The sequence below is a fragment of the Naasia sp. SYSU D00057 genome, assembly GCF_017916505.1.
In the GTDB taxonomy this organism is placed as follows: Bacteria; Actinomycetota; Actinomycetes; order Actinomycetales; family Microbacteriaceae; genus Naasia.
The window spans coordinates 51,021-71,515 of sequence record NZ_JAFMSZ010000006.1 but is presented as its reverse complement, the minus strand read 5'-3'; the positions used below and the strand labels follow the sequence as shown (position 1 = coordinate 71,515).

General features: G+C 71.7%; 18 protein-coding genes. 12 read left to right on the top strand and 6 right to left on the bottom strand.

What is annotated here, in order from left to right; translation table 11 throughout:
* The first annotated feature begins 15 nt into the window (after positions 1–15).
* Entirely contained in the window at positions 16–1,443 is a 1,428-nt protein-coding gene (locus tag J3P36_RS15400; RefSeq protein WP_210509135.1) for an LLM class flavin-dependent oxidoreductase, read from the top strand.
* The gene (msuE, locus tag J3P36_RS15395; protein WP_210509134.1) at positions 1,427–2,113 is read left to right on the top strand and encodes an FMN reductase; all 687 of its coding nucleotides are present in this window, start codon (positions 1,427–1,429) and stop codon (positions 2,111–2,113) included. Before J3P36_RS15400 ends, msuE begins: the two co-directional genes overlap by 17 nt.
* Here the strand turns inward: msuE and J3P36_RS15390 are convergent.
* Both J3P36_RS15390 and J3P36_RS15385 read right to left on the bottom strand, forming a co-directional pair.
* Positions 2,110–3,390, bottom strand: a complete 1,281-nt coding sequence (locus tag J3P36_RS15390) for an aromatic acid exporter family protein (RefSeq protein ID WP_210509133.1) — start codon at positions 3,388–3,390, stop codon at positions 2,110–2,112. The two genes, msuE and J3P36_RS15390, sit on opposite strands and share 4 nt — an antisense overlap.
* A gap of 15 nt (positions 3,391–3,405) precedes the next feature.
* Positions 3,406–3,990 carry a TetR/AcrR family transcriptional regulator gene (locus J3P36_RS15385; protein WP_210509132.1) on the bottom strand — a complete coding sequence of 195 codons (585 nt, stop codon included), beginning with the start codon at positions 3,988–3,990 and terminating at the stop codon, positions 3,406–3,408.
* A gap of 85 nt (positions 3,991–4,075) precedes the next feature.
* Between J3P36_RS15385 and J3P36_RS15380 the strand changes: the two genes are divergently transcribed.
* Positions 4,076–4,918, top strand: coding sequence for an SDR family oxidoreductase (locus J3P36_RS15380; RefSeq protein ID WP_246854874.1), 843 nt, complete (start codon positions 4,076–4,078; stop codon positions 4,916–4,918).
* A gap of 6 nt (positions 4,919–4,924) precedes the next feature.
* On the opposite strand, the gene J3P36_RS15375 is transcribed toward J3P36_RS15380, so the two are convergent.
* Positions 4,925–5,509 carry an NADPH-dependent FMN reductase gene (locus tag J3P36_RS15375; RefSeq protein WP_210509130.1) on the bottom strand — a complete coding sequence of 195 codons (585 nt, stop codon included), beginning with the start codon at positions 5,507–5,509 and terminating at the stop codon, positions 4,925–4,927.
* 141 nt (positions 5,510–5,650) lie between these two features.
* On the opposite strand from J3P36_RS15375, the gene J3P36_RS15370 reads away from it, so the two are divergent.
* Together J3P36_RS15370 and J3P36_RS15365 are read left to right on the top strand one after the other, a co-directional pair.
* Positions 5,651–7,132, top strand: a complete 1,482-nt coding sequence (locus J3P36_RS15370; RefSeq protein WP_210509129.1) for an ATP-binding protein — start codon at positions 5,651–5,653, stop codon at positions 7,130–7,132.
* The gene (locus tag J3P36_RS15365; RefSeq protein ID WP_210509128.1) at positions 7,129–7,803 is read left to right on the top strand and encodes a response regulator; all 675 of its coding nucleotides are present in this window, start codon (positions 7,129–7,131) and stop codon (positions 7,801–7,803) included. The genes J3P36_RS15370 and J3P36_RS15365 overlap by 4 nt, the downstream gene beginning before the upstream one ends.
* Before the next feature lie 7 nt (positions 7,804–7,810).
* Here the strand turns inward: J3P36_RS15365 and J3P36_RS15360 are convergent, their stop codons facing one another.
* Positions 7,811–9,787 carry an amino acid transporter gene (locus tag J3P36_RS15360; RefSeq protein ID WP_210509127.1) on the bottom strand — a complete coding sequence of 659 codons (1,977 nt, stop codon included), beginning with the start codon at positions 9,785–9,787 and terminating at the stop codon, positions 7,811–7,813.
* 123 nt (positions 9,788–9,910) lie between these two features.
* Entirely contained in the window at positions 9,911–10,927 is a 1,017-nt protein-coding gene (locus tag J3P36_RS15355; RefSeq protein ID WP_210509126.1) for a LacI family DNA-binding transcriptional regulator, read from the bottom strand.
* 173 nt (positions 10,928–11,100) lie between these two features.
* Here J3P36_RS15355 and J3P36_RS15350 point away from each other — a divergent pair, with 173 nt between their 5' ends.
* Genes J3P36_RS15350 through rhaS form a run of 4 tightly spaced genes read left to right on the top strand, consistent with a single transcriptional unit; the run spans position 11,101 to position 15,804 of the window.
* The gene (locus J3P36_RS15350; protein ID WP_210509125.1) at positions 11,101–12,627 is read left to right on the top strand and encodes a sugar ABC transporter ATP-binding protein; all 1,527 of its coding nucleotides are present in this window, start codon (positions 11,101–11,103) and stop codon (positions 12,625–12,627) included.
* Positions 12,624–13,643, top strand: coding sequence for an ABC transporter permease (locus J3P36_RS15345; protein WP_210509124.1), 1,020 nt, complete (start codon positions 12,624–12,626; stop codon positions 13,641–13,643). The genes J3P36_RS15350 and J3P36_RS15345 overlap by 4 nt, the downstream gene beginning before the upstream one ends.
* Positions 13,640–14,701, top strand: coding sequence for an ABC transporter permease (locus J3P36_RS15340; protein WP_210509123.1), 1,062 nt, complete (start codon positions 13,640–13,642; stop codon positions 14,699–14,701). The genes J3P36_RS15345 and J3P36_RS15340 overlap by 4 nt, the downstream gene beginning before the upstream one ends.
* Before the next feature lie 47 nt (positions 14,702–14,748).
* On the top strand, positions 14,749–15,804 hold the full coding sequence (rhaS, locus tag J3P36_RS15335; protein WP_210509122.1) for a rhamnose ABC transporter substrate-binding protein: 1,056 nt from the start codon (positions 14,749–14,751) through the stop codon (positions 15,802–15,804).
* A 73-nt stretch (positions 15,805–15,877) separates the two neighbouring features.
* On the opposite strand, the gene J3P36_RS15330 is transcribed toward rhaS, so the two are convergent.
* The gene (locus J3P36_RS15330; protein ID WP_210509121.1) at positions 15,878–17,131 is read right to left on the bottom strand and encodes an ROK family protein; all 1,254 of its coding nucleotides are present in this window, start codon (positions 17,129–17,131) and stop codon (positions 15,878–15,880) included.
* Positions 17,132–17,240: 109 nt separating this feature from the next.
* Here J3P36_RS15330 and J3P36_RS15325 point away from each other — a divergent pair, with 109 nt between their 5' ends.
* The 3 genes from J3P36_RS15325 (at position 17,241) to J3P36_RS15315 (ending at position 20,494) form a co-directional block, all read left to right on the top strand.
* A complete protein-coding gene (locus J3P36_RS15325) occupies positions 17,241–18,515 on the top strand; it encodes an extracellular solute-binding protein (RefSeq protein WP_307807131.1) in 1,275 nt (424 codons plus the stop codon).
* Between the two features lie 37 nt (positions 18,516–18,552).
* Positions 18,553–19,518: a carbohydrate ABC transporter permease gene (locus J3P36_RS15320; protein ID WP_210509120.1), complete on the top strand. Its 966-nt coding sequence runs from the start codon at positions 18,553–18,555 to the stop codon at positions 19,516–19,518.
* Between the two features lie 82 nt (positions 19,519–19,600).
* Positions 19,601–20,494 (top strand): carbohydrate ABC transporter permease, encoded by an 894-nt coding sequence (locus J3P36_RS15315; protein ID WP_210509243.1) that lies wholly within the window; start codon positions 19,601–19,603, stop codon positions 20,492–20,494.
* Position 20,495 lies beyond the last annotated feature (1 nt).

Here is a 20,495-nt window from a genome sequence, read left to right as displayed (position 1 = left end):
CGAAGGACACCGACCATGACCGAGCCCAAGCAGCTGTTCCTCAACCTGTTCGAGATGGCCTGCGTCAGCCACATCACGCACGGCCTGTGGCCGCTGCCCGAGAACAACCGGCACCGCTTCGCCGACCTCGACTACTGGGTGGAGCTCGCCCAGATCCTCGAGCACGGCGGCTTCGACGGCGTCTTCCTCGCCGACGTGATCGGCGCGTACGACGTGTTCCGCGGCGGGCCGGAGACCGCGCTGCGCGAGGGGCTGCAGAGCCCCAACATCGACCCGCTGCTCGTCATCCCCGCGATGGCCGCCGTGACGAAGCGCCTCGGCTTCGGCGTGACCTTCTCGACCACGTACGAGCCGCCGTTCGCGTTCGCGCGCCGCATGTCGACCCTCGATCACCTCACCAAGGGGCGCGTCGGGTGGAACGTCGTCACCTCGTACCTGCCCAACGCGGCGCGCAACTTCGGCCTCGACGGGGAGATCCCGCACGACCTCCGCTACGCCTACGCGGACGAGTACCTCGACGTGCTCTACAAGCTGTGGGAGGGCTCGTGGGACGACGACGCGATCGTCGCCGACCGCGAGCGGAAGGTCTACACCGACCCGGCGAAGGTCCGGTACATCGACCACGTCGGCGAGCGGCACCGCGTCGCCGGACCGCACATCGTGCATCCGTCGCCGCAGCGCACGCCGGTGATCTTCCAGGCGACCGGCTCCCCCGCCGGCATCGAATTCGCCGGCCGGCACGCCGAGGCGGTGTTCACGGGAGGACGCACCTCCGAGGAGTTCCGCCGCAACGCGGCCACGATGCGCGCCGCCGCGGTGCGCCACGGCCGGCAGGAGGACGACATCAAGTTCATCGCGATGGCGGGCGTCGTCGTCGGCCGCACCGAGGAGGAGGCCGAGGACAAGTGGCGCCTCTACCAGCGGAACGCGAGCGTCGACGGCATCCTCGCCCACTCGAGCCTGCCGGTGGACCTCACCGCGTTCCCGCGGGACATCCCCGTGCGTGAGGCGCTGCGCCGCGCCGACGTGCCGCACGCGGCGGTCCCCTTCCTCCCCCTCGACAAGACGGTCGGGCAGGCGCTCGACTTCGTCACGGGCACCTTCCGCGACCGCTTCACGGTGGTCGGCACGCCGAAGACGGTGGCGGACGCGATCGAGCGCTGGCTCGACGAGGACGGCCTCGACGGCATCAACCTGCGGCAGTACCACTCGTTCGACACGGCGCGCGACTTCGCGGAGCTCGTCGTGCCCGAGCTGCGCAAGCGCGGCCGGCTGCCGCAGGAGGGCGAGCACCCGGGCACGCTGCGCGAGCGGCTGTTCGGGGGCGGACGCTCCCGGCTGCCCGAGCGGCACATCGGAGCGCGCTACCGCGGCGGCGAGAACCTCGGATCGCCGGTGGACCGGCTCGACCTGGTGGGAGCCGGCGATGTCGCCTCTTTCTGACACCGCAGCGCTGCCCTCGGCGCCGCTCGCGACCGTGCCGAGCGTCGGCCGGGCGCCGGAGGCGATCGAGCCGGTCGGCGGCCGGGTCCTCACCGTGGTCGGAGTGAGCGGATCGCCGACCGCCCCGTCGAAGACGTCCGTGCTCGTCGGCGAGGTGGTGAGCTCGTTCGCGGGCAGCCTCGGCGGGCGCGGCTCGGTGATCGAGCTGGCCCCGCTCCTGTCCGAGCTCGCCGCGGGCGCGCACCGGCATGAGCTCGGCGAGAACGCCCGGCAGGCGCTCGACGCGGTGGAGGCCGCCGACGTGATCGTCGCCGGCTCCCCCGCCTACCGCGCGACCTACACCGGGCTGTTCAAGCTGTTCTTCGACCACATCGGCCAGTACGCGCTCGTCGACAAGCCCGTCGTGCTCACCGCGACGGGCGGCAGCGACCGGCACGCGCTGCTCGTCGAGCACCAGATGCGGCCGCTGTTCGGGTTCTTCCAGGCGCTCACGCTGCCGCTCGGCATCTTCGCGACGTCCGAGGACCTCGCCGGCTACGAGCTGCGGTCGGCGGACGTCCGCGACCGCATCGACGTGTCGGTGCGGCGCACGCTGCCGCTGATCCTGTCGCACCTCGGAGTCGGCAGCGGCGGGCTGCGGCAGGACTTCGGGCGGCCCGACGCCTTCTAGTCCGGGGCGTCGGCCCGATCCGCGCGGCGGCCGCCGCCCGGGCCCCGGGCCGTGCGCAGTGCCGGGATGCGGCGGCTGAGCCACGGCTCGGTGCTCCGCTCCGTGCGCTCCAGGTCGAGCTGCGCGATGACGTGGTCGAGCGCGGCGAGCACCGAGCCGTGCAGCATCCACAGCTCGGTCTGCTCCCGCGGATCGACGTCGAGCAGCATCAGCTCGGTCAGCACGGCGCGCGTCTCCCGCACGATCTCGAGGGTGCGCTCGAGCAGGTCGTCCGCCCGGTTCGCGCCGCGCCGGCCGTACTCGGCGTCGACCAGGTCGCCGAAGGCGCGGAGGCCGTCCGCCACGTCGTCGAGCACCACCGCGAACGCGCGGCTCAGCTCCGCCTCCGACGGGTCGGGCTCGCGCTCCCCCTCGCCCGGCACCTGGCGTCCGATCGCGATGATCAGCGCCCGCTCCGCGGCCAGGGAGCGGTCGAGGCGGTCGACGGCCGCCTCGAGGCCCGGATGGACGGTCGCGGTGGCGAGTGCGCGCGGATTGAGGCGCCGGCTCTCCCGCACCGTCGCGACGGCCGCTGAGGCCGCGTCGATCTCGTCCTCGATGTGCTCGGTCCAGTCGAGCCAGGCGCGCACCTCCTCGGGGTGCGGCGGCCGGTGCCCGAGGGTGAGGGCGACCTCGTCCATGAGCGCGGCCTGCGAGCGCGTCACCCGGCGGACCGCCTCACTCGCCTGCGCGTTGGGGATCGCGACCGGCACGAGGAGGCTGAACGCGATGCCGACGACCGTGCCGATGAGCGTGTTGGCCACCCGCACCTCGCCGGCGATGCCCGGTGCCGACACGGCGAGGATCAGCATGCCGCTGATGGGCGCCTCGAGCGTCTGGTCGCCGAGACGCAGCAGCTTGGCGAGGATCAGCGAGGCGGCGATGACGATCGCGAGGCTCCACCACGAGAGCCCGATGTAGCTCGTGATGGCGATGGCGACGAGCACGCCGGTGAGCACGGCGCCGACCCGGACGATGCCCATGAGGAGCGTGCCGACGGTGGAGGCCTGCACGACGAGCAGGGCGGTGAGGGGCGCCGTCAGGTCGAGGATGCCGGGGAAGAACGCGTCGGCGACCACGTAGGCGACCGTTGCGGCGATGGTGAGCCGGGCGATCTGCACCACGGCGGGCTGCAGCCGGGCGGGCACCTCCCCCCACGACGTCGGCATGGTGGGCCACACCCACCACAGCAGCTGCCGGAGGTTCCACCGGGGCCGGCCGCGCTCCCGCGTTCGCATACCGGGTCCGCTCCGTCAGGTCAGCCCGGTCAGCACGAGGTCCACGAGGGCCTCGGCGCTCTCCCTCGTCGGCGGGACGCGCACGAGCACCCGGTAGACGAAGGCGCCGAGCAGCACGTCCGCCGCGATCTCGAGGTCAGTGCCCGCGCGCAGCTGCCCGGCATCGACCGCGGCCTGCAGGCGTGCGACGACCCGCTCCCGATCCGGCGCCGCGAGCTCCGCGTACCGCGCACCGGCGGCCTCGTCGTGCTCGGCCGTGGCGGCGGCGAGGGCGCGGACGAGGGCCGCGTTCTCCGAATCCGCCATCCAGAGGCCCATCGAGACGAGCCAGGCGCTGAGGTCGGCACGGATGTCGCCCGTGTCCGCGACGCGCTCGGGGCCGTTCGAGATGGTGCCGTCGGTCAGACCCTCGGCCACGATGTCGGACTTCGACCGCCACCACCGGTAGACCGTCTGCCGCCCGACGCCCGCCCGCTCGGCGATCGCCTCGATGGTGAGCCGGTCGTAGCCGACCTCCTGGAGCAGGTCGGCGACGGCTTCGAGCACCGCGCGGCGGGCACGCTCGCTGCGCGGTCGCCCACGCGGCCGCTCCTCGTCCATTGCCCGACGATATTGCAGACCCGTACGATGCCTCAATACGAGACAACCCATCTCGGAAATCTGCCCTGCGCGCGAAGGAGTGTCCATGCCGGCCGACGTCCTGGTCGTGATCGGAGCCGGCGGGATCGGGGAGGCGGTCGCGCGGCGCTCCGGAGCGGGACGGTCGGTGCTGCTGGCGGACTTCAGCGAGCGGCTCCTCGACCGTGTGGCGGAGTCGCTGCGCGAGGACGGCTTCGACATCACGACCCAGCAGGTCGACGTGTCGCTGCAGGAGTCGGTCGAGGAGCTCGCGCGGACCGCGGGCAAGCTCGGCACCGTCCGCGGAGTGGTCCACACCGCGGGGCTCTCCCCCACGCAGGCCCCGACCGGTGCGATCCTCCGCGTCGATCTCGCCGGGGTCGCCTTCACCCTCGACGCCTTCGGCAGGGTGATCGCGTCGGGCGGCGCCGGCGTCGTGATCGCCAGCGTCGCGGGGACGATGGCCGCCGGCCGGCTGCCCGCCGAGCACGAGGACGCGCTCGCGACGGCCCCTGCGGGCGAGCTCCTCGAACTGCCGTTCCTGCAGAGCAGCGCGGTGCCGAGCCCCGGGCTCGCGTACGCGATCTCGAAGCGCGCGAACCAGCTCCGGGTGCAGACAGCGAGCCTCGTCTGGGGCGCTCGCGGCGCCCGCATCAACAGCGTCAGCCCGGGCATCATCTCGACGCCGATGGGCCAGCAGGAGCTCGACGGAGAGTCGGGCCCGCGGATGCGGGCCCTGGTCGACGGCTCCGCGACCAAGCGACTCGGCACCCCGGGTGAGATCGCGAACGCGGTCGCGTTCCTGCTCGGCCCCGACTCCACCTTCATCACCGGGGCGGACCTGCTGGTCGACGGAGGCGCCCTCGCCGGCGTCCGGACCGGCGAGATCGAGGCGACGACGAGGGCGTAGGCCGCCTCAGCTCGCGGCGTCCATCGTCCGCGGCAGGACCGTGAGCACGCGCATGATGTGGTCGCGGAACTCGTTCATGAAGCCCGCGAGGAACAGCGCGGTGCTCTCGACCGTCACCTCGCCGTCGTCCCGGAACACCTCCGGCGAGTAGTGGATGTACGCCTCGGGCGCCGTCATCTGCCGGGCGTTGCAGAAGCTCAGCACGCCGCGGAGGCTCTGCTGGGCGACCGCCGTGCCGATCTGGCCGATGGAGGCGCCGATGACGGCGGCCGGGATGTGGTCGAACGAGTTCTGCCCCCAGGGCCGGGACGCCCAGTCGATCGCGTTCTTCAGCGCGCCGGGGATCGACCGGTTGTACTCCGGCGTGATGAAGAGCACGGCGTCGGAGGCCGCGATGGCGTCCTTCAGGGCCATCGCCTCCGGCGGGAAGGCGGCGTCGTAGTCGGGCGAGTAGAGCGGCAGGTCGCCGATGGGGATCTCGGTGAACTCCAGCTCCTCCGGCGCCAGGCGGATGAGCGCCCGCGAGAGGATCCGGTTGATGGACTTCGAGTAGAGGCTGCCGACGAAGTAGCCGACCTTGTACGTGGCCATTCCCGCTCCCTGGGATCGGTGGTGCCCATGCGGTCGCATGCGACAGGGGCACGCTACGACCGCCGCCGGGGAAAGGGCAGGGACTTGCCATCGAGCGGACGGCCCGACAAGAGTGCCCCGGGCGGGTGGTTGACTGAGCGCATGTCGCAGGGTCGAGGCGTCCCCCGCCTGCCGCCCATCCCGGCACCCGGGCTCGGACGCACGCGCGTCGCCATCGGCCTCGCGCTGGCCGCGCTGGTGCCACCGTCGCTCGAGCTCGTGCTGCTCGCCGTGCCGGAGGCCAGCCTCGCCACGGCAGCACTCGTGCAGGTCGCGGGCGCCGTGCTCGTCGCCGTGGTCGGCGGGCTCGTCCCCGCGCTGGTCGCCGCCGTGCTCGCGACCCTGCTCCTCAACTACTTCCGCACGGAGCCGACCGGGACCCTGCTCGTCGCGGACGCCCACGCGCTGATCGCGCTGGTGCTCTACGTCGCGGTCGCCGGAACGGTGGCGCTCGTCGTCGATGTGTCCGCCCGCCGGTACGCGAAGGCGAAGCGGGCGGGCGCGGAGGCGGCCGCGCTCCGCGAGCTGGCGCTGACGGCCGTCGCCGCGGAGGACCCGGTGCAGGCTCTGCTCGACCAGGCTCGGGAGGTGCTCCGCCTCGACGGCGTGGGCCTCTTCGTCCGTTCCGCTCCGTCGAGCAGCGACGACGGCTGGACGCTCGCCGCCTCCGCCGGCGCCGCACCCGCGACGCCGTCCGCCGGCACGACGATCTCGCAGGTCGACGCGGACACCCTCCTGGCGCTCGCCGGGCGGCCCCTTCCCCCAGGAGAGACGCGGCTGCTCGGAGCGTTCGCGGCGCAGGTCACGGCGGCCCGGACGCGCCAGCGCCTCGCCGCGACGGAGCGGGAGAACCGGCAGCTCGCGGAGGACAACCGGATGCGCACCTCGATCCTGCGGGCCGTCAGCCACGACCTGCGGACACCGCTCGCGGGCATCCGCTTATCCGTCGACGGGCTGCTGCAGCCGGGTGCCGACTTCACGGAGGGTGAGCGCCGCGAGCTCCTCGCCACCACCAGCGAGTACGCCGACCGGCTCACCGGGCTCGTCGAGAACCTGCTCGACATGTCCCGCATCTCGAGCGACGCCGTGCGCCCCTCCTCGGTCGAGGTGGAGTGGGCGGCGGTCGTGGCCCGCGCCCTCGCCGGGATACCCGCCGGCTCCGTCGCCGTCGAGCTCGGCGGCGGCGACGCGGTTCTCGCCGACCCGGGCCTCGCCGAGCGGGTCGTCGCGAACCTGGCCGAGAACGCCGTGCGGCACGCCCCGGGGGCGCGGATCGTCGTGCGCTCCGCGGTCGTGCCGGCACCGGAGGGGACGGCGACCGGCGAGCTGCGCGTGATCGACACGGGCGGGGCGCCGCTCCCCGCCGATCTCGAGGACCTCTTCCGGCCGTTCCAGCGGAGGACCGACTCGGGCGCCCCGGCCGGGGTCGGGCTCGGGCTCGCCGTCGCGCGCGGCCTCGCCGAGGCGATGGGCGGCACCCTCGTCGCGGAGCGCACCCCCGGTGGCGGGCTCACGATGGTGCTGCGCCTGCCCCTCGCGGAGGCGGTCCGGGCCGCAGCATCCGGGAAGTCGGCCGGCGCATGACGACGCTGCTGGTCGTCGAGGACGAGCGCCCGTTCCTGCGCGCGCTGCAGCTCACGCTGCAGGCGCACGGCTACACCGTCGTGACCGCGGTCACCGCGAGCGCTGCCCTGGCGACGACGGCCGAGCAGCCGGTCGACGGCGTCATCCTGGATCTCGGGCTGCCGGACCTCGACGGCCAGGAGCTCCTCCGCCGCCTCCGCTCGCGCACCAGCACCACGCCGATCCTGGTCCTCTCGGCCCGCCACGGCGCCGACCAGAAGGTGCAGGCGCTCGACTCGGGGGCCGACGACTACGTGGAGAAGCCGTTCGGGCTCGACGAGCTGCTCGCCCGGCTGCGCGCGATGCTCCGGCGGGCGCCGGCCTCGGGAGACGTGCAGAGCCTCGAGACGGACGCGTTCTCCCTCGACTTCGCCGCGCGCCGGGCGACGCGGGACGGGCGGGACGTGCGGCTGACGCCGACCGAGTGGAAGATCCTGCAGGTCCTCGCCCGCAGCGCCGGCCGCCTGGTGCCGCACCGCGACGCGCTCACCGAGGTGTGGGGGCCGGCGTACGCCGACGACACGCAGTATCTGCGCGTCTACATCGCCCAGCTCCGGCGGAAGCTCGAGCCGGACCCGGGCAGCCCCCGGCACCTCGTCACCGAGGCCGGGGGCTACCGGCTGGACGCGTAGGCGCCGATCAGGACACGTGCACCCAGGGGCGGCGGGTGACATCCGGCTCCGCCTCGCGGAGCACCTCGCGCGTCACGGGCGCGATCTCGCCCTCGCCGAGCACGAGGAACCGCAGGAAGTTCTGCAGCGGGTTCCCCTCCGTCCACCGGAAGTAGATGTGCGGCATCAGTCCGGTCACGTCGCGGATGTGCAGCAGCACCGACGCGATCGTGTTGGGGACGACCGGGCCGTGCACGACGAGGATCCGGCAGCCGTAGCGCTCCACGCCGCGCACCTCGAGCTCGGTCTCGAAGTCCGACGAGTCGCCGACCTCGACCTCGAGGAACAGCACGTCGTCGCCCACCGGCAGGTGGCCGAGGTCGCGCGCGGCGGCCAGCTTCTTCCGGTAGGCCTCCGCGGTGACCCTGCGCGGCTCGTGGGCGATGATCTGGATCGGCCCGTCCTCGCTCGCGCTCACGAACTCGACAGCCCGCTCGTCGAGGCGCACCTGGGTCGCGTGCAGCTCGAAGGATCGGCGGGTCCGCGACACGAAGCCGACGACGATGATCGCGAGGACGAACACGGCGGCGATGCGGATGCCGTCGGGGCGCTCGATGATGTTCGCCGCCGTGGTGTAGAGGAACACCGCGGTGATCGCCGCGAACCCGATCGTCGCCGCCTTCTGGCGGCGTCGCAGCGCGGAGAGCGTGACCGCCACCGCGGCTGAGGTGATCAGCACGAGCACGCCGGTCGCGTAGGCGCCGCCCTGTGCGTCCACGTCGGCGTCGAAGAGCATGGTGATGAGCACCGCGACGGCGGCGAACACGAGCACCAGGGGCCGCTTGGCCCGCGTCCACTGGGGCGCCATCCCGTAGCGGGGCAGGTACCGCGGCACGAGGTTGAGCAGGCCCGCCAGGGCGGAGGCGCCGGCGAACCAGAGGATCGTGATCGTGCTGATGTCGTAGACGGTGCCGAAGCCGAGGCCGAGGTACTCGTGGGCGAGGTAGGCGAGCGCGCGGCCGTTCGCCTCTCCCCCCTCCTGGAACTCCGCGGCCGGGATGAGGACCACGGTCGTGAAGCTCGAGGTGAGGAGGAATCCGCTCATGATGAGCGCGGCCGTGGTGAGCAGGCGGCGGGCGCCGCGGATCCTGCCCGCCGGGCGCTCCTCCGGGTCGCCCTCGTCGCCGCGGATCTGGGGCATCACCGCGACGCCGGTCTCGAATCCGGAGAGCCCCAGCGCGAGCTTCGGGAAGACGAGCAGCGCGACCGCGACCGCCATCAGCGGGTTGCCGTGCGAGAGCCACATGGCGTCCCACCAGTGCGCCGTCGCGACGGGCTGCGCGAACGCCGCCCCGAGGGTGACGACGACGACGATCGCGTTGAGCGCGAGGAACACGCCGACCACCGCCACGGCGACGCCGACCGCCTCCCGGAAGCCGCGCAGGAACACTGCGGAGAGCGCGCCGAGCAGGACGATCGTGATCGCCACGTGCTGCCCCTCGAGCCAGCCGGGGAACAGCGGGTTCTCGATGAGGTGGGCCGTCGCGTCGGCGGCGGACAGCGTCATCGTGATCATGAAGTCGGTGGCGGCGAAGCCGAGCAGCACGAGCACGAACAGCTTCCCGCGCCAGCCGGGGAGCAGCTTCTCGAGCATGGCGATCGAGCCGGACCCGTGCGGGCTCTCCGAGGCGACCCTCCGGTAGACCGGGAGGGCTCCGAACAGCGTCACGAGGACGAGGATCAGGGTGGCGAGAGGCGACAGAAAGCCGGCGGCGAGCGCGGCGATCGCGGGCTGGTAGCCGAGGGTCGAGAAGTAGTCGACGCCGGTGAGGCACATGACCTGCCACCAGGAGCTCTTCGTCTCCTCGCGCGCCGGCGTCCCGTGCGGGGCGAGCGCGAGCCCGCTCGCGGCCGGCAGGTCCTCGAGCAGCCAGCCGCGGAAGCGCCGGACCGATCTCCTCCTCCGCACAGGCGCTTCGAGGGGAGGACGACTGAGAGTGGTCATGCAGGAGGGCCGTTTTCTCGCTCGGGGGACGTGGACCCGAGCGAAGCTAGTCGCGCCCTTCCGCGGCGAAGCGCTTCTTGATGCCTTCTTGATGTCCCGCCGGTGACCGCGCAACGGCGCCGGTCAGCGGCCCCGAGTGGACGCGCGCACGACGAGCTCCGGCTGGAACACCGTGCGCCGGGGGATGAGGTCCGGGTCCGCCGTCTCCTCGAGCAGGACCCGCAGCGCGGTCTGCCCGATCGCCCGGCTCGGCTGGCGCAGGGAGGACAGCGGCACGGCGGCGGCGCCGGCGAAGGCGATGTCGTCGAAGCCGATGAGCGCGATCTCGTCCGGCACGAGCAGCGCCCCGTCGACGATGAGCGACTGCAGCAGCCCGAGCGCGAGCAGGTCGCTGGCCGCGAAGAGGGCGTCGGGCCAGTCGCGGCGCGGCCGCTCGAGGATGCGCCGACCGGCCCGCACGCCCTCCTCCACGGTCAGCGCGCCGGTCGCGACGACTTCGATGTCGACACGCTCGGTGCTCCCCTCGGCCGCGGCTCGCGCTCCGGCGAGCCGGTCGACGACCTGGCGCATCCCGAACGGCCCGCCGACGAACGCGATCCGCCGCCGCCCGACCGCGATGAGGTGCTCGACGGCCATCCGCCCGCCCGCCACGCTGTCGACCGAGACCGAGCTGAAGCGGCCGTCGCCGTTGATGCGGTCGACGAGCACCGAGCGGATGCCGCGCTCGCGCAGCCGCTCGAGCCGGGCCGTGATGTCGCCGTAGGGCGAGATGAGGACACCGCGGACGCGCTGCTCGGCGAAGAGGTCGAGGTACATCCCCTCCCGGGCCGCGTCCTCGTCGGTGTTGCCGTAGAGGATCGCGATGCCGTGCCGGGACGCCTCATCCTCGGCGCCACGGACGACCTCGCCGAAGAACGGGTTCTGGCCGTCGAGGACGACGAAGCCGACCGTCGAGCTGACGCCGGCGCGCAGCTGGCGGGCCGCGTCGTTGCGCACGTACCCGAGCTGCTCGATCGCTCGGTTGACCCGGCTGACGGAGTCGGCGGAGACCTCCTGCGGCCGGTTGAGCACGTTCGAGACGGTGCCCACCGAGACGCCGGCCACCCGGGCCACATCGCGGATGCTCGTCGTCGCAGGCACGAGATCATCCCTTCGACAAGCCGGCCCTGGCTGGGTGGCACGACCATACCAACGATTTGAAACGAATCAAATGAATCGTCTTGACCCCGACCGGGGGCCTCAGTAAGGTGGCCGCTGAACGAGACCTGAATCGATTCAGGTACGGACCGTTTCCCCCTCGACGGAGAGGCCATATGGACGCCGAGCGCTTCCCTCCCGACGCTCCCCCGGCTCTCGAGCTCGAGAAGGTGGTGAAGTCGTTCGGCCCGGTCGTCGCTCTCCGGTCCGGCACCCTGACTCTTCGTCAGGGCTCGATCCACGCCCTGATCGGCGAGAACGGCGCGGGCAAGTCGACCCTCGTCAAGATCATCGCCGGGCTGTACCGGCGGGACGCGGGCGAGTTCCGCCTCCGCGGCGAGCCGGTGGACTTCACGAGCACCGCGCAGTCGAAGGCCGCGGGCATCGCGGTCATCTACCAGGAGCCCACGCTCTTCCCGGATCTCTCGGTGACCGAGAACATCTTCATGGGCCGGCAGCTCACCAAGCGGTTCGGCCAGATCGACCGCAAGGCGATGCGCGAGGAGGCACGGGCCATCTTCGCCCGCCTCGGCGTCCGGCTCGATCCCGACCGGCTGACCGAGGGTCTCTCCATCGCCGATCAGCAGATCATCGAGATCGCGAAGGCCATCTCGCTCGACGCACGGGTGCTGATCATGGACGAGCCCACCGCGGCGCTCAGCGGCGTCGAGGTCGACCGCCTGTTCGCGGTCGCCCGGAGCCTGCGGGACGAGGGCCGGGCGCTCCTCTTCATCTCGCACCGCTTCGACGAGGTGTTCGCCCTCTGCGACACCGTCACCGTGATGCGCGACGGCAGCTACATCAGCACGACGCCGATCGCCGAGACGACGATCGAGGAGCTCGTGCGCCAGATGGTCGGCCGCGACGTCGCCGACCTCTTCCCCAAGCTCGAGGCCGAGATCGGCGAGGAGATCCTCACGGTGCAGGGCCTGACCCGCGCCGGCCTGTTCTCCGACATCTCCTTCAGCGTCCGGTCCGGCGAGATCCTCGGCCTCGCCGGACTCGTCGGCGCCGGCCGGAGCGAGGTCGTGCGCGCCGTCTTCGGCGTCGACCCCTACGACTCGGGCACCGTGCGGCTCGAGGGGAGACCGCTCCCGAAGGGCGACCCGCGCACGGCGATGCGCCGCGGCCTCGCGCTCGTGCCGGAGGACCGCCGCAAGCAGGGCCTCGTGCTCGACAGCTCCGTCGCCCGCAACATCACCCTCGCGATCCGCTCGGGCCTCACGCGGGCCGGCCTCCTCACGACCGGCGCGGAGAATCGGTCGGCGCAGGTCTGGGCGAGCCGCCTCGAGGTGAAGACCGCGTTCCTCGACGCCGAGGCCGGCACCCTGAGCGGCGGCAACCAGCAGAAGGTGGTGCTCGGAAAGTGGCTCGCGACCGAGCCGAAGGTGCTCATCGTCGACGAGCCCACCCGCGGCATCGACGTCGGCACCAAGTCCGAGGTGCACCGGCTGCTCTCCGAGCTCGCGCAGCGCGGCCTCGCGATCATCATGATCTCGTCGGAGCTGCCCGAGGTGCTCGGGATGGCGGACCGCGTGCTCGTCATGCGTGAGGGCCGCATCACCGGCGAGTTCGACCGCGGCGCGGCCACTCCGGAAGCAGTCATGTTCGCGGCCACGCACGAGCCGGAGCCGGTCCGATGAGCGCCCTCTCCGCCGGCGGCACCGTGCCGCGCGTCCTCGGCTCCTTCCTCAAGGCGCGCGAGACCGGCATCCTGATCGCCCTCGTCCTCATCGTCGTCGTGGCGACCGCGCGGAACCCGAGCTTCCTGTTCTCCTCGGACGGCTACCGCGACCTGCTGCTCACCCCGTCGCTGCTGCTGCTCGTGGCGGTGGGCCAGGCGATCGTCATCATCACCCGGAACGTCGACCTCTCGGTCGGTTCCGTGCTCGGGCTGACCGCCTATCTGACCGGGCGGCTCTTCATCGACGTCCCCGGCATCCCGTCGGTCGCGGTGTTCGCCGCGGGCATCCTGCTCGGCGGTGTCCTGGGCCTGATCAACGGCGCCCTCGTGGCGTTCGCCAAGGTGCCGGCGCTCGTCATCACCCTCGGCACCCTCTACGCGTACCGCGGCATCAACGTCATGTGGACGGGCAGCGACCGCATCAACGCCTCCGACCTGCCCGCCGACTTCCGAGGCCTCGGCACCGGGCAGCTGCTGTCGGTGCCGATCCTCACGATCCTCGCCGTCGTCGTTCTCGTCGCCGCGGCCTGGTACCTGCGCAACCGGCGGGGCGGCCGGGAGTTCTACGCGATCGGCTCCGACCCGGCCGCCGCGCACCTCTACGGCCTGAAGGTGACCCAGCGCACGCTCGTCGCCTTCGTCGTCTCCGGGGCACTGGCCGGCCTCGCCGGCGTGCTCTACGCGGCCCGGTACGGCACGGTGAGCTCACAGGCCGGCAGCGGCTGGGAGCTCCAGGCCATCGGCGCCGCCGTGATCGGCGGAGTCGCGATCTCGGGCGGCGTCGGCACCCTCTGGGGCGCGGCGATCGGCGCGTTCCTGCTGCTCACGATCAACCGCGCCCTGCCGATCCTCGGCATCGAGGACTTCTGGCAGCGGGCCGTCGTCGGCGCGCTCATCCTCGGCGCCATCGTGCTCGACCGGCTGCTCGCGCTGCGGCAGTCGCGCCGCCTGCTGGAAGCGAAGGACACGGAATGAGCGAGACCGCTGTGAGCGCCGGCGCCCGCCCCGCGCGCACCTACCGCGACCACGCGCACCCCCTGTGGCGGCGGATCCTCGTGAACCGCGAGGCCGCCGTGATCGCGCTGCTGCTGATCGTGATCGGCGTCTCGCTCGCTTCGGTGCCGAACTTCGACAGCCCGCTGACGGTCACGTTCCTGCTGCGGGAGCTCGCGCCGATCCTCCTCATCGCGCTGCCGATGACGCTCATCATCATCACCGAGGAGATCGACCTCTCCGTGGCGAGCGTCGTCGGCCTGACCAGCGTGGTGACCGGCATCCTCACCCAGGCGGGATGGCCGTTCCCGGTCGCCGCACTCGTCGCGATCCTCGTCGGCGCGGTCGCCGGCACCTTCAACGGCTTCCTCGTCACGGTGGTCGGCCTCCCCTCGCTCGCCGTCACGATCGGCACGCTCGCGCTGTTCCGAGGGATCGCCGTCGGCCTGCTCGGCACCACCGCGATCACCGACTTCCCCGAGTTCTGGACCGACCTCGCCCGCGAGAACATCCCCGGCACCCCGATCCCCGGCGTGATGATCGTGTTCGCGGTGCTCGCGATCGCGTTCGCGGTGCTGCTGCACCTCACGCCCTTCGGCCGGTCTCTCTACGCGATCGGCCTCAACAAGGAGGCGGCCGCGTTCTCCGGCGTCGCGGTCGGCCGCGCGAAGTTCATCCTCTTCGTGCTGAGCGGAGCGGTGTCCGGTCTCGCCGGCGTCTACTTCACGCTCATCTACAGCAATGCGCGCGGCGACAACGCGACCGGCCTCGAGCTCTCCGTCATCGCCGCCGTGCTGCTCGGCGGGGTGTCGATCTTCGGCGGCCGCGGCGCGATCCACGGCGTCATCGCCGGCGTCCTCCTGATCGGCACGCTCGGCAGCGCGCTGCGCCTCGCGGGCGTCACGTCCGACGTCATCAACGTCATCACCGGGGTGCTGCTCGTGCTCTCGGTGGTGTCCACCAGCTTCCTCGGCTGGGCCCGCAACCGGCGGCTCGCGGCCCTGGGAAGGAGACGGAACAGGGAAGGTCGTGCACCCTGACGCCCTTGCTCCGGCAATCACACCATCCGGTTTGAAAGGAAACAACGATGTTCGTTCATGACCGCAAGCGCCGGCGGCTCGCCGCGCTCGGCGCACTCGCCGTGGGCATCGCCCTCGCCGCAACAGGCTGCTCCGGGGGCGGCGGCGGAGGCACCGGAGGCGGCGACTCCGGCGGAGGCGACTCCGGCGGCGACCTGTCGATCACCTTCCTGCCGAAGAACCTCGGCAACCCGTACTTCGACACCTCGAACGCCGGCGGCGAGGAGGCGATCAAGGAGTTCGGCGGCACCTACCAGGAGGTCGGCCCGACCGAGGCCAGCCCCACGTCCCAGGTGAGCTTCATCCAGACGGCCGCGCAGCAGGGCGTCAGCGCCCTCGTCATGTCGGCCAACGACCCCGAGGCGGTCTGCGACGCCATCGACGAGGCCCGCGGCGCGGGCGTCAAGGTGGTCACGTTCGACGCCGACACGAGCCCCGACTGCCGCGACCTCTTCATCCTGCAGGCGAGCAGCGAGGGCGTCGCGAAGGCGCAGGTCGACCTGATCTCGGAGCAGATCGGCGACGAGGGCCAGATCGCGATCCTCTCCGCGTCCGCCAACGCCTCGAACCAGAACGCCTGGATCGAGCTGATGCAGGAGGAGCTCGAGGCGAACCACCCGAACATCGAGCTCGTCGAGGTCGTCTACGGCGACGACGACGACCAGACGTCGTTCGACAAGACGGCGGCGCTGCTGCAGACCTACCCCGACCTCAAGGGCATCGTCTCCCCCACCACCGTGGGCATCGCGGCGGCTGCGCGCTACCTCTCCACCTCGGAGTACAAGGGCCAGGTCGCGCTGACCGGACTCGGCACGCCGAACCAGATGCGCGAGTACGTGAAGGACGGCACGGTCACCGCGTTCGCGCTCTGGAACCCGGCCGACCTCGGCTACCTCGCGGCGTACGCGGCGAAGGCCCTCGTCGACGGCGACATCACCGGCGAGGAAGGCGACACCTTCGAGGCGGGCAAGCTCGGCGAGTTCGAGGTGGGCGCGGACGCGACCGTGCTGCTCGGCGATCCGTTCGTGTTCGACGCGGACAACATCGACGACTTCGACTTCTAGTCGTTCGCCGCAACAGCAGAGGCGCCGAGCCGGCTCGTCCGGCTCGGCGCTTCCGCGTTCCCGGAGCGGAGCGCTACGCGACCGCGCGCACACCCGGCAGGTCGAGCTCGAGCGCATGCTCCCGCACCCGCTCCAGCGCGTGCTCCACAGCGCCGGCCGCCACCGCTGACGCGCCCAGCCGGGAGGGGACGAGGCGCGGGGCGGTCGGGTCGACGCTGGCGGCGAGGAGCTCCCCCGCGCGCCCGATCACGGCGGGCAGCGTCTGGGCCGCCGCGCCGCCGACGACGACCACGTCGACGTCGAGCAGGTCGCCGAGCACGAGGCAGATGCGGGCCAGACGGTCGGCCAGCCGATCCACGATGGCGATCGCCGCCGCGTCGCCCGCCTCCGCCGCCGCCGCCACGTCGGCCTCGCCGAGCCGTCCGGGGTCGAGGAGCGCGAGCTCGCTGCCGGGGGGCAGACTCCCGGAGCGGATCGCCTCGGTCGCCCAGACCCGGGCGAGGCGCGCGAGACCGTCCGGCGAGCCGACGCCCTCGATGCGGTCGAGGAAGCGCATCTCGCCGGCGCCGCCCCGCCGTCCGCGCACGAGCCGGCCGTCGATCATGAGGCCGGCGCCGATGCCCTCGCCGACGAGCATCGCGACGTAGGAGTCGGCGCTCCGCCCGGAGCCCTCCTCGCACGTGCCCTCGGCGATCGCGGCCAGGTTCGCGTCGTTCTCGACGGTCACGAGGGGCGCCGAGCCGGCGAACACCGGCAGGAACCCGGGATTCACCACCGGCCAGAAGCCGTGCACGTCGTACGGCGAGACCCCCTGATCGTCGACGGGTGCGGGCACCGCGACCGTGATCGCGAGCACCTCATCCGGCGCGACCCCGGCGGCCGGAAGCGCCTCGTCGACGAGCCTCCGCGCCAGGCGCAGCCGCGTGTCGGCATCCGCGAGCCGTTCGACGCTCTGCGGGGTGGCGGCCGGAATGTCGATCGCGGTGCGCGCGAGCGTTCCGCCGCGGAGGTCGGCGACCACGGCCGACATGCGGTCGTAGCCGGCGTCCACCCCGACCACCACGGCCGCGCGCTCGCGGAGCGCATAGCGCTTCGCCGGGCGGCCCTTGCGGTAGTCGCCGACAGCGCGTGCGTCACCGAGCTCGGCGAGCCAGCCCTTCCGCACGAGCTCCTCGCAGACGTCGATGACCGTCGAGCGGGTGAGTCCCGTGGCACCGATCGCCTGGGACGCGGTGAACGCCTCCGTTCCCCAGGCGTGCGCGAGCACGCGCCGCGAGTTGATGGCGCGCATCAGCTGCGGGGAGGACGCGACCGGACTGCGACTCACGGGAACCTTGACCTTCCTTCGGACGGGGCGCATCATTTAGGCCACGGACTAAATCTACAGCCTGGATCAATTCCCGTGCTGTGCCGATGTCCAGCAGGGAGACGATGACGTGCCCCACAGCATTCCAGCCCGAACGCGGGTCCGCGTCGCGCTGTCCGCAGGCCTCGCGAGCGCAGCGCTCGCGATGACGGGATGCGCCGGCGTCGCGGGTGCCGGCGGTCCCGCCGAGATCACCTTCCACATGAGCAAGCCCGAGGCGATCCCGTACTTCCGCGACCTCGTGCAGCAGTTCAACACCGACCAGCAGGACGTCCGGGTGACGCTCGACACGGCCTCGAACCTGTCGGCGGGCTTCCTCCGCGGCAACCCGCCGGACGTGGGCCTGCTCAACTACAACATGGAGATGGCGCGCTTCATGGAGCGGGGTGCGCTCTCCGACCTGGCCGACCTCCCCGTCGCCGAGCGGATCCGGCCCGACGTGCAGGAGCTCGTCGACCAGTACGCGACCTATCCCGGCCGCACGAGCGTGCTGCCGTACTCCGTGGCGGCGGCCTCGGTCATCTACAACGTGCAGATCTTCGAGGACAACGGCCTCGAGGTGCCGACCACCTGGGACGAGCTGATCGGGGCCTGCGAGACTCTCCTCGACGCCGGGGTCACGCCGATCTACGCGACCTTCAAGGACCCGTGGACGGTCGCGCAGGGCCCGTTCGACTACACCGTCGGCGGCATGCTCGACGTCGCCGGCTTCTACGAGCAGCTGAACGCGGAGGGCACCGAGGTCGGCCCCGACTCCGCCGTCTCGTTCCAGAAGGACTTCGCCGAGCCGGTCGCCCGGATGAACGAGCTGCTGCTGTACGTGAACGACGACGCCGAGAGCAAGGGCTACGGCGACGGCAACGTCGCCTTCGCGAAGGGCGAGGCCGCCATGTACCTCCAGGGTCCGTGGGCGCTCGGCGAGATCGCGAAGACGTCGCCGGACCTCGAGCTCGGCACCTTCCCGCTCCCCGTGACGGACGACCCCGAGGACCTGAAGGTGCGCGTCAACCTCGACCTCGCGCTGTGGATCCCGGAGGCCGGCACCGACAAGGAGGCCGCGCGCGCGTTCGTCGAGTACCTCACCCAGCAGGACGTGATGGACGACTACAACCGCGAGTTCCTCGGCTTCGGCACCACGGAGGACGCGGCGCCCGCGGAGGACGAGCGCATCCTCGGCATGCAGGAGTTCTACGACGAAGGCAAGTTCTACCAGGGCGCCTCCCGGGCGATCCCCCTCACCATCCCGGTCGACAACTACATCCAGGCCCTCGCCACAGGGGCGGACCCGGAGTCGACGCTCGCCCGGCTCGACGCCGACTGGGCGCGCGTCGCGTTCCGCGAGTGATCCCCCGCACCGGCACCGCCCGTCAGGAGAGAACGACATGACGACTCCCATCGCCCCCGCCTCGGTCGCCGCCGGCCGTCTTGTCGACACCGCCGAGCACGGTCACGTCGACCACCTCGCGGGCGCTCACAACCGCCGGGGCAGACCGAAGACGGACCCGATCTACTACTGGTTCCTGATCCCGACCCTGGCGCTGTTCACGCTCGCGATCACGGTGCCCGCCATCCTCGGCATCTTCTACAGCTTCACGAACTTCATCGGGTTCGGCGAGTGGGAGATCATCGGGCTCACCAACTACATCGCCGTCTTCTCCGACCCGGCGATCATCTCGAGCTACGCCTTCACCTTCGGGTTCGCCTTCGTCACGGTGATCCTCGTCAACGTGATCGCGTTCCTCCTCGCGGTCGGCCTGACCTCGCGGATCAAGCTCAAGAGCACCCTGCGCGCGGTGTTCGTGATCCCGATGGTCATCTCGGGCATCGTCATCGCCTACGTGTTCAACTTCCTCTTCAGCAACTCGCTGCCGGCGTTCGGCCAAGCGATCGGCAGCGGCTGGCTGTCGGAGTCGATCCTCGCCAATCCGAACCTCGCCTGGCTCGGCGTCGTGATCGTGACCGCCTGGCAGTCGATCCCCGGCACCCTGCTCATCTACATCGCCGGCCTGCTGTCGATCCCCGGCGAGGTGTACGAGGCCGCCGACATCGACGGGGCCTCCGCTCTCAACCGGCTCTTCTCGGTGACCCTGCCGCTCGTCGCCGGCTACGTCGTGATCAACGTGATCCTCGGCTTCAAGAACTACCTCAACGCCTACGACATCATCGTCGGCCTGACGAACGGCGGCCCGGGGACGGCGACGCGGAGCATCGCGATGACGATCTTCACCGGCTTCACCGGCGGCGACTACGCCTACCAGATGGCCAACGCGACGATCTTCTTCATCATCGCGGTGCTCATCTCGGTCCTCCAGCTCCGGCTCACCCGGGGACGGGCGGCGATCTCATGACGCGCACGGCCTCCCCCACGCTCAGCACGACGACGCACGCGAGGAAGGCGGCGATCTCATGACCCAGACAGCAGCGAGGCCGATGGCGGGGAGCCGCCGCGGGGGCCGCGACGAGGCCGCTGCGACCACCCGCGCCCGGCGGGGCAGAGTCGGCCAGGAGACCACCAACTGGACCACCATGGTGATCCTGCTGCTCTGCTCGCTGACGGTGCTCGTCCCGCTCTACGTCACCATCTCGATGTCGCTCAAGACGACGGCGCAGGCGGTCGACGGCAACGCCTTCTCCCTGCCCACGCCCATCGACTTCTCCGGCTTCGCCGAGGCGTGGCAGCTCACCAACTTCCCACGGGCGTTCGTGATCTCGGTCCTCATCACGGCGGCCACCGTCGCGGGGACGGTGCTCCTCGCGGCGCTCGCGTCGTACGCGATCGTCCGGAACTGGGAGCGCCGGCTGTTCCGCTGGTCGTTCTTCTACCTGCTCGCGGCGATGTTCCTGCCGTTCCCGGTCGTCGCCCTGCCGCAGATCCAGCTGACCGGACTCACCGGGCTCGCCAACCCGGTGGGCGTCACGATCCTGCACATCATGTTCCAGCTGTCCTTCAGCATCCTGCTGTTCACCGCGTTCCTGCGCTCGATCCCGCTCGAGCTCGAGGAGAGCGCGCGGATGGACGGGGCGACGACGGGGCAGACGTTCCGGAAGCTGATCTTCCCGCTGCTCGCGCCGATGGGCGCGACGGTCGCGATCTTCGCGTTCCTCGCCTCCTGGAACGACTTCATGATGCCGTCGCTGATCATCGCGGACTCGAGCCTGCAGACGGTCCCGGTCGTCCAGTCGATCTTCCAGACCCAGTTCAGCAACAACTACAACGTGTCATTCGCGTCGTACCTGATGGCGATGGCGCCCGCGATCATCGTGTATCTGTTCGCGCAGCGCTGGGTGCTCGAGGGCGTGACGCAGGGCGCCGTGAAGGGCTGAC